The organism is Natronomonas aquatica, assembly GCF_024449025.1.
Taxonomy (GTDB): Archaea; Halobacteriota; Halobacteria; order Halobacteriales; family Haloarculaceae; genus Natronomonas; species Natronomonas aquatica.
Map to the genome: position 1 here is coordinate 1 of NZ_JAHLKM010000045.1, position 14,426 is coordinate 14,426.

Annotated in this window: 10 protein-coding genes and 1 tRNA gene; 5 read left to right on the forward strand and 6 right to left on the reverse strand. The window is 52.1% G+C overall.

All coding sequences use genetic code 11. The features are described from left to right. The first annotated feature begins 48 nt into the window (after positions 1-48). Positions 49-357, forward strand: coding sequence for a 30S ribosomal protein S10 (rpsJ, locus tag KM295_RS15870; protein WP_256031147.1), 309 nt, complete (start codon positions 49-51; stop codon positions 355-357). 124 nt (positions 358-481) lie between these two features. Beyond that, a tRNA-Ala gene (locus tag KM295_RS15875) sits at positions 482-553 on the forward strand. 710 nt (positions 554-1,263) lie between these two features. Here the strand turns inward: KM295_RS15875 and KM295_RS15880 are convergent. After that, entirely contained in the window at positions 1,264-1,644 is a 381-nt protein-coding gene (locus KM295_RS15880; RefSeq protein ID WP_256031148.1) for a hypothetical protein, read from the reverse strand. 31 nt (positions 1,645-1,675) lie between these two features. Here KM295_RS15880 and KM295_RS15885 point away from each other — a divergent pair, with 31 nt between their 5' ends. Next, a complete protein-coding gene (locus tag KM295_RS15885) occupies positions 1,676-2,866 on the forward strand; it encodes an ISH3 family transposase (RefSeq protein WP_256031151.1) in 1,191 nt (396 codons plus the stop codon). A gap of 207 nt (positions 2,867-3,073) precedes the next feature. Here the strand turns inward: KM295_RS15885 and KM295_RS15890 are convergent, their stop codons facing one another. From KM295_RS15890 to KM295_RS15905, 4 genes are all read right to left on the reverse strand, one after another. Continuing rightward, positions 3,074-3,769: a hypothetical protein gene (locus tag KM295_RS15890; protein ID WP_256031154.1), complete on the reverse strand. Its 696-nt coding sequence runs from the start codon at positions 3,767-3,769 to the stop codon at positions 3,074-3,076. 745 nt (positions 3,770-4,514) lie between these two features. Next, positions 4,515-5,225 (reverse strand): hypothetical protein, encoded by a 711-nt coding sequence (locus KM295_RS15895; RefSeq protein WP_256031157.1) that lies wholly within the window; start codon positions 5,223-5,225, stop codon positions 4,515-4,517. Then, the gene (locus KM295_RS15900; RefSeq protein WP_256031160.1) at positions 5,218-9,375 is read right to left on the reverse strand and encodes an Eco57I restriction-modification methylase domain-containing protein; all 4,158 of its coding nucleotides are present in this window, start codon (positions 9,373-9,375) and stop codon (positions 5,218-5,220) included. The genes KM295_RS15895 and KM295_RS15900 overlap by 8 nt, the downstream gene beginning before the upstream one ends. 283 nt (positions 9,376-9,658) lie before the next feature. Next, the gene (locus tag KM295_RS15905) at positions 9,659-9,889 is read right to left on the reverse strand and encodes a DUF8139 family protein (protein WP_336272834.1); all 231 of its coding nucleotides are present in this window, start codon (positions 9,887-9,889) and stop codon (positions 9,659-9,661) included. Positions 9,890-10,664: 775 nt separating this feature from the next. On the opposite strand from KM295_RS15905, the gene KM295_RS15910 reads away from it, so the two are divergent. Both KM295_RS15910 and KM295_RS15915 read left to right on the forward strand, forming a co-directional pair. Continuing rightward, complete coding sequence (locus tag KM295_RS15910; protein WP_256031162.1) at positions 10,665-11,507, forward strand: hypothetical protein; 843 nt, start codon at positions 10,665-10,667, stop codon at positions 11,505-11,507. Then, positions 11,504-12,700: a thioredoxin domain-containing protein gene (locus KM295_RS15915; RefSeq protein ID WP_256031164.1), complete on the forward strand. Its 1,197-nt coding sequence runs from the start codon at positions 11,504-11,506 to the stop codon at positions 12,698-12,700. The genes KM295_RS15910 and KM295_RS15915 overlap by 4 nt, the downstream gene beginning before the upstream one ends. Before the next feature lie 63 nt (positions 12,701-12,763). Here KM295_RS15915 and KM295_RS15920 read toward each other — a convergent pair whose 3' ends face one another. Next, positions 12,764-14,332 (reverse strand): deoxyguanosinetriphosphate triphosphohydrolase family protein, encoded by a 1,569-nt coding sequence (locus KM295_RS15920; protein ID WP_256031165.1) that lies wholly within the window; start codon positions 14,330-14,332, stop codon positions 12,764-12,766. Between the last annotated feature and the right edge of the window lie 94 nt (positions 14,333-14,426).

Genomic DNA, 14,426 nt, shown 5'->3' on the forward strand with positions numbered 1-14,426 from the left:
CAGACCGTCGCGGCCGGCAAGGTCCTCAGCGTCAACGAGCGATAACGCATGCAGCAGGCACGCGTTCGCCTCGCGGGGACGGCGCCGGACGACCTCGACGACATCTGTGACGATGTCCGCGAGATCGCGGACAAGACCGGCGTGACGCTCTCGGGTCCGGTGCCGCTCCCGACGAAGACACTGGAGATACCCTCGAGAAAGTCCCCCGACGGCGAGGGGACGGCGACGTGGGAACACTGGGAGATGCGCGTTCACAAGCGGCTCATCGACATCGACGCCGACGAACGCGCCCTCAGACAGCTCATGCGGATCCAGGTCCCGAACGACGTCTCGATCGAGATCGTCCTCGAGGACTGACCGACGTTTCGGGCCGGAGGACGGCGCGTCGTCGTGTCATAGTGCTCACGCGCGGCCACCCGTGGTCGCTTTCGAGGACCCAAACCAGAAGACTCAAACGACTCACTCGGCAACCATCGGCCGCGGGCTCGTAGATCAGCGGCAGATCGCTTCCTTCGCAAGGAAGAGGCCCCGGGTTCAAATCCCGGCGAGTCCATCCCGAGGCCGCTTTCTCCGTAATCCACAGACGGCGTAGAGCCGCTTATACCATCAATCTCCGCAGCGACGGTGACTTGGTGAGGTCTATCGGCAACCTATGCCGGTCCGCGTGGATGATGCCTCATCACTCAGGAGCTACCGTGTGGCGGTTACACGTAGTGTGCTCTCTCGCCGGTAGCAAAAGTATTGAAATACCCGCCTTCTTTTGCCGGTGAGTTTCACTCACGACCCCTTTATTGAGAAGGAGCCGGAGGGCACCGGACGAAATCTTCCATCGGTAGTATATAAAATATTTCAGAAACCGATAGACTGCGGCCGTACGTACATATTTGCGTTTAAGTACGTACGTGCGGGATAATAGAGGGGGTAGTTCAGACACAGACTGTGAGTGCCGGCCAACCGTTTGTGAGTGGCACCTCTTCGGTCTCCCGATAATACTACTCTGAGCCTGCGTCGTTGATCCGAAACCACTTGTCCGACAAGGGGCGTGATTAGTGTCGGTTCTTTGAGCGGGACATCGAGTTTATGCAGGATCGTATGCCAACTCACGCTGGAGGTCATAAATGATAATATATTGATGGGAAATAAAACCGAGATACACCTCTCGAAGCGGTAGAAACTCAGGTTGCCGACCCGGTTAGCATACATATGTCCGATTAATAGAACTTCCTCTACTATTGGAATATGAAACAGAACGAACTAATTGATTTAGTTGGGATACTGATCTTCGTATCTGTTTATAACGAACGTAAGGAATGCTCCCACCTGATGGAGCAAGAGTATAGAATAATCTTGGTCAAAGGTTTCGTGTCGCTTTCTATCTCCACCTGTTCGCTGGACACCAATTTGGAGCCCGTTGATGATTTGTTCCCACTCAGCAAACATTGCCTCATTAGGGTCAAACAACCCCTTGTCCTTAATGGAATTTAGATAAGCACTCACACCATCACCTTCGTTATTCCAGCCACGCTCTTCAACGCAGATTTTGATCAAAACTGCTTCAAGACTATTGTCGCTAGTTGTCCACTCTGGCTCAGAGGACCAGTTGCTGACACGTAGTGGTCTGAATAAGGCGACTGAATCAGTCACCTGATTCAGCCGCTGTCCGGATTGATGCGTGATGAGGCTACCAAAACTCAAACGCATCCTCACAGATCCGGACGAGTTCCTTTCGAACGGTCAATTAAAGTCTCTTAGCATCGAGTTGCTTGAGCTGATACCGATGGAAGGGATCGAGGGCTCCGGCCTCGATTCCGAGAAAATCATGGAAGTCGTTCTCCGAGCTGCTGTCGATACGACCTCTGTTAACGGCGTCACGACGAACGCTGAAGACACACCAAATCGCAAGACTGTGATGCACTGGTTGGACACGCTGGAGAAAGAACCGATGCTTGACGCTGTCAACGACATTCTCGCTTTGATGGCATTGACGGTTCTCGACCGCGACCGGTCGAGAACCATCTGTTTCGACTTCATGGACAATCCGTTCCACGGGCATCCCGAGGACGAAACCGAGTTCAGGAGAATGCAAGCACGCGACGGGACGACGAAGTGTCACCGCTACTGCACAGCGTTCGTCATCGCCCAAGGAAAGCCACTGACGCTGGCGATGGAACCAGTTGACGGCGATGACAGCAAGGCCGACGCGGTCGAGCGCGTGCTCGCCCGCGTCGAGACGTATCCGTTTGAGACTGAACAGATTCTCATGGACAGAGCAGCCTTTGCTGGCGAATTGATCGGTGTGCTTCGGAAGACAGCGCCGCCAGTCTTTCCGGTCAAGACCGGGAAAGACTCGCTCCGCGAGAAGCTCTCGGTCAACGTGTCGAAGATGACCGAGGAGACGATCTGTGAAGGCAAAGAGCACGAACAGACATATCCACTGGCGGTCAACGTCACCTATCACAACGGTGACCGTGGGAAGTCAGGGCTCAAACAGACAGGATACGCGGCGTACGGTCTGGAAGACCGCACGCCGCAGCAAGTGGCACAGGTCTACAACCATCGGTCACGGATCGAGAAGAGCTACGAGAAATTCCGGGAAGCGCGTGCCCTAACAACGACGCCATCGACGACAATTCGGCTCTTCTACGTGGGTGTCGGATTTCTGTTAGAGCAGTTGTGGCTCGTGGTGCAGTGGGCGGTGCTCGCCCGGCCACGGCGTGGCGGGCGAGCACTCCCGACCGAGTTCGCGTTCGGCGATGCGTTCCTCCACGGGATCGAGCAGGTGTTGGACGATGAACTCGGCTGGAAGGAGAAGCACCGGACGAACGCAGAAGGACTGCCGCCAGGATACGAACACGGACTCGGCTGAGCCGCCTCGCTTCGGCCGAAGCGAGGCTGGCAAACAGCGACAGCTGTCTTCTGAGAGGAGTCTGAGCGACGGCCACAGCCGAAAGCAACCAGATCTGTGACTGTTCTTTCAGTCTCTGAGATATCAAAAGCGTAGTTCGTCTTGTTTCGGCGTCCTCACCGTATCAGACCGACCTCTTGCTGCCGCCGTTATCGAGAGAGTGGACAACTAGCGATTGTATAGCTTTTCAGCTATAAGGTACGAGAACTGCTCATCTTGATACTGAGTCCATGCTTCATTATATGGGCTGACTTCCTCTTCCCACCTCCCTTTTTTTCCTAACGCCCGAAGCTGCTGATCTGATTCGATTACGGATTTATCAGCTAACGTTTCAAAATGGATATTAAATGGCTTCTCAGGTCGAGACGGAGTGCTGCTATGTCGTGAACTGTAACCGCTACTGTTCTTTGCTTCTCGATACTTACCGAGGGCCTCAGCAAAGGTTTCTATTTCGTTCCTTTCTGGGCGTATCCGTAGTAAGATACCTTCTTCAACAAGAATACGTCTTAATTTGTGATCAATATCAAGAAGTTCTTCAATGGGATGGTTTTCGCCAGATAACGTAGACTCCTCCCACAGCTCATTGATTAATATTTCTATCAGAGTAAGAACATCATCGTGGCCTTCTGTTGAAATGAACTTATCAAGTGATTGTTTTGCAGGGCCCGTGTTTGCCGTTTCAAAGTAGTTGGCGTGTTTTCCAACTTCGGTTCTGTACTCGGTATATGCATCAGCAATCTCTGCTCTTGTTGCAATCTGATTCAATGAGAAAGAGATGCGATTCGCCGCTGTATCAGTAAACTCTTGATCGATACGTTGCTCAACTTCGGAGTTGCGATTACTCCAAGGAACCCAGCGACTCATTAATGAACCTGATGCTCACTCGGGTTAAATAGTTGATGTTAACCAACATCTCACTGATTAGTTATTTTATATTCGAACCATCAGGTGTGGAGATCGGGCTCGTAAGTTGTACGAGGAGCAAACGCGAACAAGCCGCAGAACCTGTTGACCTCTATATGCCGTCGACGTTCTTCAGCAATGCGCGTGAGTACGTCGAAGAGAATTGAGAAAGGATACCGGACTCTGCTGGACGTGATACTGGCTGATGGTAGTCGGGGTATCAAAATGGTAGAGGAAGTTTCTTGAACTGATCGCAGCCCGGGCCGGCATCTGTGGTGGCATGGGTTCGGTATTCCGTCTATCGGTTTCACTACTACTCATAGAGCCGGATCGATCTCCGATCTACTCAGTATTTTATTTCTGCTGGTTTACACACCACTCGAATAGCTCTTGTTTCAGTTCATCACAAGTAGGGCCAAACAGGCGTCCAAGTCGATACCTCAAGTTGTCCCACGTAAGGTTGGTTAGTTCTGGATCATCGCCATATCGTGGGGACTCGTCATTGCCTTTCACTGCGGCACCCCACCCACGTTTGAATGCTCCTTGCCGGTCAGGCTCCGGGCCATCTCGTCGATGATCCTCATCGTACTCGATCAGATTTGATGGCATATGCCACTGTTCGATTGGCAAGTTTCATAATTTTCCCGCCGGCGTTGAGTCTCTATACGGGATTCACCTACAAACGCCAATCCCCGAATGGGGAAACCTACCTAACCACGTCTGGGAGTCGATCCGCAGCAAAATGCCCGACGAACTCCTTGATTCCGTTTCGTATGTCGTTCGGAGTTTTGTCTGTCTGACCTTCAATCACGTTAAGCTGCTTCGCTATCGCGCGAATTTCCTCAGTTAGATCGACTCGACATACCTGTCCCTCCGTGTTGTTGTGAAGGTTAGAGCACCACAAAGTCCAGCGGAACCCATCTGTCCCGATAGCAATCATCTGCTCGTGTTCCATCTCGCGGAGGTACTTACAGAAGGCATTTACCTCGATGTACTCGCGTATGTCGCTCGTCGCCGCACGCTTCGTTTTCTGTTCCTTGTTTGCGGCCTTAGCTTCGAGGATACAGACTAACGACGGGTCGACCTGCTTCAACAGGAAGTCCGGACGCTTACTTTCGACGCTCCGGAACGTAGTCGGTCGACGAACAAAGTGAGCTCCGACCCCATCGTACTCGGTCGATGCAGGATTAATGTACCCCAGGCCGTGGAGCACGGGTTCGATGAGATATTGCTCGGTGAACATCTCAGGTTGCTGGCCGACGTAGGGTCCGGGGAGTGTCTGTGTTTCGCCGTCAGTAAGAATCTGTCTCAACTTGCCACCCTCACCCAATTCTCGGAATTTGAGGGGGAATGTGTGAAGCTGTTGTCGGACTCGTTCGGCCACCGGATCGAACTCGTCCAGTTGCGTCTCAGTCATCGGCGACAGCTTCCTCGACGATCTCGATTTCCTCGTCAGTCAGCTCGTAGAGGTCGTAGACGATCTCATCGATCAGGTCGTCCGTCCGCTCAATCTCCTTGTCGAGTTCCTCCGCCCGTTCTACAGCATCCCTGTACCGTTCGAGATCCTCAGCCACGTCATCGGGATCTGGTAACGTTATCGCCTCCAGCCGGTCTATCAGTGAGTTCGTCTTCGTGGCTGTCTCGCGGAAACCGGCGAAGCCACCGGCCTCCTCGACGGCGACCGGCACGAACGACTCCACGAGGTCGGCCTCGATTTCGGTAAGGTCGGTTAGTCGCATCGCTGGCATCGGCTCGGTTTCGGTGTAGCCCCATTGGTCGGTCTCATAGGCGTCGTCATCGTCCGGTTTGTATCGAGCTGTGGCGTGGATAATAACCGTGTTCTCATCCTGACGTACGCAGGTGACCGTTCCGACGCGGATGTTCTCGTAGTCCTCCTTAGTGGCCGCGAGCTTCGTGTCGCCGACGCCCTCCGGGGGTTGATAGATACCCACGTCCGAGACGGTTGGTTCCTCGATGTAGGGCTGAATGTAGTCGAGAAGCGAGAGATTGAGATCGTGTCTATCCTTGATGAGCGAAATCATCTCGCCAACGAGATCCCGAATCTCGTTGTCGCTGGTAGCGACTGGGAACTCTCGGATATGGATCCGACGGAATTCTTGGTAGCCTCCACGGAGAGTCGAGAGTGTATTCTCACACCAGAACTCGGAGAGAGTGGAGTTCAATATCCCGATGAGACGCTTGTCGGCTGGAATTGCGAAGCATTTGTCGTTCATATATCGCCCCTGAAAGTCATAGGCGAATCGGGGCTCAGATGCAATGATTGGATAAACTATCTTTTCGCTTTTCAGGACATCGTAGTAGTCACACGGGCGTAGTTCCCACCAGCACTCTCCACGATCATGGCGGGCTCTGGCGTCCTTCTCGTACTCACGGAGATGGTCTGCGATTCCCGGGAACTCCTTCTCGAACCACTCCCAAGCCTCGTCCTCGCTTGCGTATGGCGAGTTGGTGAATGTCCACCCAGAAGGGACTGCGATTAAATAACGGTCCGAAAAATCTACAGCGTACCTGTTGATGTCTTCTCCAACAATCAATGGATGGATGAACTGATCGCTATCGGCATTACGCGAGAAAATCCTATCGCGAACTTCTGAATCAATAAAGAATGCTTCGTTCAGCCCGGTCTTGACACCATATCGAATATCGGCTGAGTCCGAAGTTTCAATGGACTCAAACAAGGGAATTCCGCTCTCCTTCATACGGGAAACTATCTTCGGGGCGGCTGGATGAGAGATGAGCCACTGCTCAGCCGAAAAGAGTTCTTGTTCGACTGGATATGAGCGGTCTGCTACCTCTGTCTGTAAGTCGCTGAACGTCAAGTCCTCGGCACGGGTCACAGATACAGTATTCTCGTCTGTTAGAGCGTTCTCGAACACGAGAATCATCGGATATGCCGAAACCGAAGGCGAAAATACGGGCAAATCGTCGAAGTCGAGAATTGTACGTAATGTGGTTTCCTGACTTAGCAGGTTACGCAGGTTCTCTCCGTATTCCGCCTTCGTGAATTTGTTCGAGATAATGTATCCGAACTGTCCGCCAGACCGCAACAATCGCTTCCCGTTCTCCACAAAGTACGCGTAGAGATCCGCTACGCTGTGATACACCTTGTATTCGGACTGAAAATAGTTTTTCGAGGCGCTCAGTTGCTCTTGACGGACATATGGTGGATTTCCGATCACGGCATCAACCCCGGAATCCTCTCGTAGAGTGCCACCTTCCCCGTAGAATACCTCCGGAAACTCCAACCTCCAGTGAAAGAAGTCCCGCTCAGCGGCCATCACCTGTGCAGTCGTGAACCAATCAGCCTCCGTCACCGCATCCCACTCTTCGTCATTCTCAAGTGCCTGCGCTATCCTCTCGTATGCGCCGCCTGGGACATCAAGACCGAACCGTTCGGCGGTATGTACATTCGCCATCGATACAAGCCGATTTCGAAGATCATCCTGTTCGATTTCTTCATATTTACGTTTCATCTCACGCACGTCGTCGATACCTTCATTCTCGATTGCCAGAAATTCGCTGTATATGTCCATCAACCGCTCTATGGTGCCTTCACGAGTTGCACCGAACTCCGCCAGTGACGCCTGCTCGTTGTCACCGTTAGTATCTGACTCCAACTCCTCGATAGCTTCTATGTCTGAACCGACCAGCGAGTTACCCTGCTTGAAATGGTGGTCGAGGAAGGCCAGCGGACGGTCGGCGGCCAGCGTCTCCAGCCACATCGACAGCTTCGCCAGTTCGACGGCCATCCCGTTCAGGTCGACACCATAGATGCACTCCTTGGCGATCTCGCGGCGGATGTGCTGTTCGTCGAAGGCCACACCGAACTCTGACTCCGCCTCGCGTACTTCGGCCATCACTTGCTCGGAGAGATATCCGGTTGCCTTCGTGAGAAAGTGGCCGCTCCCCATCGCTGGGTCGAGAATCCGAAGGTCAGTTACGCGACGAAAGAACGGCCCGATGTACTCCTGTGTGCCTGGCTCGAAGCCCTGATCTATGAGGTCTTCACGTATTTCTTTGACCAGCGGCCCGACTGTCTCCTCGACGATGTACGTCACTACGTAGTCGGGCGTGTAGTAGGCACCCGTCGCTTTGCGTTCGCCTTCATCGTTGACGACGTACAACCCGGCTTCAGGCACAGTCTCAACGGCATCGGCCACACTGACTTCGGTGGCTGGTTTCCAGACCTGACCGCCATCTTCCGCAACCGCCGCGTACTGCTCGGGCGCGATGCGGAACTGGTGTTCAAGCAAGCCCTCGTAAACGCTCCCGAGGTGGCGCGTGTCCAGGTCGGCGTAGTCCGCCAACACGTACCGCCCCTCGTCGTTCTGCGTGGTCGACAATCGGTAGATGACCTCGGCGAGATATTGGTTGCTTACCTCGTGGTCAGTCAGAAAGTCATGTTCCTCGTGATCGAACAGGCCGCCGTTATACGGTGGGATGCCGAGATCTTCCTCGCCCTCGTCGATGAGCCGGAACAGATCTTCAAGCCGACTCCACATCGTTGTCGAGTAATCGGAGAATTCGTCCTCAAAACCCTCATCCACTTCGCCGATGGTGTCATGTATGTCCAGCCGGAGTTCGTCGAGGCTGAAGTTCTGGTCGTATTCGTCCTGCGCTGATTGGCCCTCGGGGTGGATGAGACCACGTGCCTCCGCGTATAGAACGAACATCAGCCGATAGAGAAACACAAGCGACTGCTCTTTCAGTTCGTCCAGAGCTTTCTCATCGTCGGGGTCGATGTCAAGGCCATCGTTGGTCTCAACGAAGCCGCGCCCGAGCACCCGGAGCGCGGTGAAAACGTTGTCCTGAAGATTCTCCCCGAGTTCCTGTGACGCTGTTTCGCTCTCAGACCATACCTCGTCAAGGAACGTCGTCCCGCCGGATTCGTGGAACGCGTTGGGCCGGAAGAACACATAGAAGTATTTGAACGCCTCCAAGTCGCCATGTTCGAGCAGTTCCGGGAGGTCGACCTCGTAGTAGGTCTGGGTCTCGTAGTCGTTGGTTCCATAGAGCCGCCACTTGCGACCGTTCGTGAGCACACCCCACTGAATGTTCGGCGGCGTGTTTTCAAGATAATGTTTAGTCTGGTGGGAGGCGTTCCGGTATGGTCGTTGTTCGCTGAACTGGATGTTGAACGCGGCATCCCACTGTTTGGCTTCGACGATACCAATACCACGCTCGAAGAGATCAGTCGTGTCCTCAGTTTTGAGGTAGACACCGGCGGCATCTCGGCGGTCGGTCGGTGATTCAAACAGGAGCTCATCGACATAGCCGCCACCGTTTGGAAGCGTCACTTCCTCCTGCGTCCCAAATCCGAGTACATCGAGTACTTCGTCAATCCAGTTGTCGATGAGCGCGTCTTCGCCGTAGCCCTCCACCAGTGACCCCTCTAAGTCGTAGAGTGTTTGGAGATCGTCCATCGCTTCGCGGGCGTCGTCGTCACAGTCCCACTCCTCGCGTTCCTGTACGCGGTCGTCCAAATAGTGACCAGAGAAGAGATTCGCGTTGACGTAGGGTCGTTCGGAGAGCGTAGCTTGACTCATTTAATATACCTCAAAGTCGTCCGTGGAAGTCACAAATAGATGACGGTAAATTAGCTGATTTGCTGGGGACGAGTGGAGAGCACCTGTACAATTTTTCTTCCAGCGGCAACAGAATCCCCAACGACTCCACATCGTTGTCCTCGTAGCCAAAGTCGCACGGCGTCAGTTACGCGGTCATGCATCGCCACCAACTGCTGGGTGTCTATCTCACGGAGATCGGGGGGCGTATCGTCGCCGTAGACGTTAGACACGACTTCGTACTCTCGATTCGTGAGCTCCATCGCTATTCCTCCGGTACTGGTCGAAGATCGCGCCAGCGGAAGTGATCGCTGTCGCTGTTCTCGAACTCAACGGCAAATAGATACGAATCGCGCTCGTCACCAGTCGCTTGGCCAGCTTCGTCCTCGATCACCTCTATGACCTCTCCAGTTCGTCCGTGATAGCGGTCGAAATCGGGATCGTCTCTATCAGGAATGTCAACGCGAACACAATCACCGACCTCAAATCGTCTCATTAGCGTACTCATCGATGGGCTGGCTTCCTGTTCGTTACGATCCAGCCCACCGTTCGCCCATCTCGCGGGCCCGTTCATTAACATCGTCTCGATGGTCGATATGAGCTCGCTTCACTCGGCCCGCCATCTGTTCGAAGCCACATCGGCCGTTGCACCCATATTAGACTTTCCAACTCGCCGCTTCCTCTTTCATTCCATAGCAAAGTGACGACCCGCAGTCAGGACACGTTGCTGATGGATGGAGACTCATGATCATTGTCGGCTCCAGGTTTCTGTCTCATTGTGCGATAATAGGCCCATTACCCTAACTAAAGCCGTGATTTTCAAAAGGGTTATCCAAGCCTTAGTTGGCAAGGACTTTGCTTGTGGTGGCATGTCAATAATATGTCTGTTATCCGGTTCTGGAGCCCAGTTTCCACCTCTCGAAGTGGGGTTCGGGCCGTGGGGAAGCCATCGGATACGGTGTATTAGCGTCCCAATTTCAACAGAACATACTCCTACTCAATATAATGTCTCAAAGTAATATTCAAGTGGTGCTCCGTCAGGGCTCACCTTCGTGACTCGCCATCAGAATAGTCTATTTGCCAACTCGTACTGACACTCTATTCCATATGGTTGGCTTTCGATACCGGAGAAATAATAGAATGGATATCTGTGTTTGAAGGCCTGTGTGCTATGTTTCCATCTTTTGGTTCGGTACGTTTATATTGAAACAGCAGGACATTGCTGATGTTCCCCCTTGCGAAGAACAAACAGGGAACACAGAGGACGATACATGAGCTCTCCAGCAACACCTGCGACGCCGGATAGTACTCAGCAAACACTACACGATGTCACGATCTCCCAGCGATTGCGTTCGTTCCCCAGCAGAATCATTCTCCGATACGAACCTACTGAGATATTCGAAGAGTTTCTCGTCGGGAACTTCCATATAAAATACGTCGTATTCAACGCGACGGATGCGGCGAAGCTGGTACGTGATCATGGTTCAGTGCACGCCGTTCTTGAAGACTGGCAAATTCCGATAGTCACCGCAACGGATCCCGATGCCGATATTTACAACAGACAGCGAGACGATATACGGGAACTTCTCGCGAACATTCAACCGGCAATCTACATCCCCGACGCGGGAACGGTTTATTGGGACGAACCAGACTCACAAGAGGGTGGACTCCGCTTCTTCATCCGAAGGCTTGACTGGGTGATCGACGAGGTCGAAAAAAACAATTGGAACATAGCGGTTCTCCCACTCGCGAAGGGAATGGAGAAATGGCACTACGAGATCCTCCGCGACTGTTACGAGCGTCACGATTTTTCCAACTACGCGTTCTACTGTAAGCAGTATTTCGGTGAGGATCGTGGAAACAGAATCTCCCAACTTGAGAGCCACATCCAGAACCTCATCGATGTGATGAACGCCAAGAAAATTCTCGTAATCGCGCTGCTAAGTGAGAACTACTTGAGAAGACTTCAGCCACAGGTTCAAGCGGCATGTGGCATTTACCAGTTTGCTGCGAATTGTAAAGAAGACGGTCAATTCATCGAGGTCGACTTCGTCGATTGGCGGGACAATCTTGAGAACACACTTTCCGACAAACCAACGGTGATTCAACAATGATGGGGCTCGGCGGTAGCGGTAACAGAGACGACCGTGAGGAGGATGACGCAGAAGACAGTAGCACCTCTCCAAGCCAGGAGACACTCGTTGACGATTCAGGAGACGAGACGACAGATAAAAACGATGATTCTGACGGGGGTGCGGCGGCCGGTGCAGCAGGTGCCGCGGCTGGAGCCGCTTCGGGAGGTGCCGCAGGTGGTTCTGGCGGGGCTGCGGCCGGCGCAGGTGCAGGTGCAGCAGTCGCTGGTGAAGGAAATGGCACTGGCGATTCCACCGAATCTGGTGAAGAAGGTGAGGATTCGTCCGACAAAGACGATTTGAAGGACGCGGATCAGTCGAACGAAGAATCGACAGGCGAGTCTGAAGGCGAAAGTCGTGAACGTGACCCCGATGAGTCAGATGAGCGTGAACAACGTGAGAAGAGCGAAGAAAGCGATGAAGAGGAAGACGAGGATGAGGATAACGAGAAGAAACAGGCGGAACTCGTTGTCCACACAGACGCGTGGGACGCGACTGGGTGGGGGATCGAACCGACGCTAAAGAGATTAGATGTTGAGTTCGGGGACAATTTCGACCTCTCTTACGAGGTGCTCTCTCCGAGAGAGATTAATCGTGAAGGGTATGTCTCGGATGCGAGACGTTACGAGATGCCCTGTGCCGATGTTGGAGAGTTACCGGACAACACAGTCGCTTCGACCAGAGCCCTTCGCGTAGCCAAGAATCTGAATCCGGATCTGTTTCGTGACTACCTCCGCCGCCTCCGAATTGCTGCTCTGATCGAAGAGCGATCCATCGAGGAGGAAGGCACCTTGGTCGACCTTGCTGAGAAAGTCGGGTTTGAAAAGGATCTGTTTGAGCAAACGATGAGAGAGACAGCCAACCGAGAGATAAAGCCTATCGAAAAGACGCCAGCAATGAACGGATCTGTAGGCGATGAGGAGATTGCGTGGTCTGGAAACCTCGAATACGGACTTGCTTTTGGAGTACTCATCGACAACGATGTTGCCCCGGAAGGATTTCCGCCCACACTCGCACAGTTTGTTTACAAATACGAGCCGGTATCGACTGTGGAAGCTACTATGGTGCTGAACATCGAGGAAAACCAGCTCGCACAGTCAGGAAAGATACACCATACCCGATTTGGCCATGCTGACTTCTGGGCTTTCGATGGAGACTCAAATGGGTTAGACTGAGTCCAGGTTACACTGGCTTTTGCTTGAAATTGATTGTCCTATGAGAGCTGGAGTATTTTCAAATTATCTTATGATTCGATTTTCAAGAGAGCCTGGACTGTGGCCAGTGAGCCGCTCGTACATCTCAATAGCTTGCTGTTCAGTCATAGACGAAATGAAGTCCGCCACTGCTCGTGCCCGTCCATTGCTGGGTGGTCCGAACGAGCCACGACAGAGATCACCAGCGACCCATTCACTGTACGGCTTTGGAATTGCTGAGAGACTCATCTCATCACCCTGCGCTTCCTCATACAGTGTCTCAAATAGTGTTCGGATGATCTTTCGCTGTCCTCTTTGCTGAGCCATCAACGAACTATCCTGAATCACATAATAGTGTGTGAGTTCTCTCAATATGCTAATCTCTTCTTCAATTTCCCGGTCAATTTTTACATGGTAGTGAGTTTCAGAGCCGCCTTTATTTTTAGATTCAGCCAACCTTATTTTATTATCTTCGCTTATCTTTTCATTATCAGCATCCAAATAAAACCCGATGAGATATGATCTAAATCCATCCAAAAGGTTTCGTTCTCTCTGTGAGCCAGAGAAGGTTTCAAACAAGGTCGGGTATCCCAGAGCACTTTCCGCAAGCCGTGCGAATAGCTTTTGTGCAGATGTCTGGCTAAGTTCAACTCGTTTACTATTATCAAGATATTCCTGAAAAGAATCTAACTCAGTGGTCTCAATATCGTCGGAGTTCCTGTTCTTATCATCTTCAGCATCGCTTTTTTGTCTGGCCTCCCTTAGGAGACGATCAAGTGGTATTTGTCCAGTTATATAAAAATCAGTCATATCATGTATTGCGTATGTGACATCGTCAGCGTAGTCCATTATTTCCGCCGCTAAAACTGGAGCGTGTTCATTCGACAGCCCTTCTGTGGCAAAGTCAAATGCTTCTTGTTCAGTCTTATAATACCCAAATTTACCTTCACTTCTTGTCTCCTCACGGATCCACTCGCCTCTCCCATACGGATATTTCAATACAGCATTCAGCGTGGCCTTGGTAAGTCCCAATCCAGTCTCTGGATCATTATGCGCCGCTAAACGTGTTATAATACGGAATGTTTGAGCATTGCCTTCGTATCGGATCCCTCCCGGGGTATCTCCCTTTTGAACAGCAGTCGCATCATCTTCGTCAGGATCAAATTCGCTTTTTTCACCATCTGGATGTGTCTTTTCTATCAGAAGATCATCTAATTCTTGTTCTGCTAAGTGACCGAAGGGAGGGTGGCCCATGTCGTGAGCTAAGCAGGCCGCTTCAACGACATCAGGATCAAGAACGATTCTTGGGAGCGAATGCTGATTGCTGTTTTGTTCTCTTCGTCGGATTAAAAGTTCTGCTAACCGACGGCCAACCTGAGCGACTTTCAAAGAGTGAGTTTGCCGATCATGGTATAGATAGCTCTCACCCGCTCTGGCTACTTGTGTGACATCATTTAGTCGCCGAAAATACCGATCATAAAGCACTCTATCCCTATCACGCTCAAATGAGGTTCTGTTAAATTGTTGGTAAGGATTTGAATTTTCTTCGGTGACTATTTGATCTGTCTTAATAAATCCATTAAAACGGTCTCCTTGATTTCCCGGTTCTGCCATAAACGAGTTTCAAACTAAGTGTAGCTTCAGATTTGTACTCACTAGCTTAAGCTCTCTGAGCGCGTATCTACAGCAATGGGACGAAAACAGCACG

Coding starts and splice junctions, on each gene's coding strand:
- rpsJ (WP_256031147.1), top strand. CDS start 49: ATGCAGCAGGCACGCGTTCGCCTCGCGGGGACGGCGCCGGACGACCTC.
- KM295_RS15885 (WP_256031151.1), top strand. CDS start 1,676: ATGAGGCTACCAAAACTCAAACGCATCCTCACAGATCCGGACGAGTTC.
- KM295_RS15890 (WP_256031154.1), bottom strand. CDS start 3,769: ATGAGTCGCTGGGTTCCTTGGAGTAATCGCAACTCCGAAGTTGAGCAA.
- KM295_RS15895 (WP_256031157.1), bottom strand. CDS start 5,225: ATGACTGAGACGCAACTGGACGAGTTCGATCCGGTGGCCGAACGAGTC.
- KM295_RS15900 (WP_256031160.1), bottom strand. CDS start 9,375: ATGAGTCAAGCTACGCTCTCCGAACGACCCTACGTCAACGCGAATCTC.
- KM295_RS15905 (WP_336272834.1), bottom strand. CDS start 9,889: ATGAGACGATTTGAGGTCGGTGATTGTGTTCGCGTTGACATTCCTGAT.
- KM295_RS15910 (WP_256031162.1), top strand. CDS start 10,665: ATGAGCTCTCCAGCAACACCTGCGACGCCGGATAGTACTCAGCAAACA.
- KM295_RS15915 (WP_256031164.1), top strand. CDS start 11,504: ATGATGGGGCTCGGCGGTAGCGGTAACAGAGACGACCGTGAGGAGGAT.
- KM295_RS15920 (WP_256031165.1), bottom strand. CDS start 14,332: ATGGCAGAACCGGGAAATCAAGGAGACCGTTTTAATGGATTTATTAAG.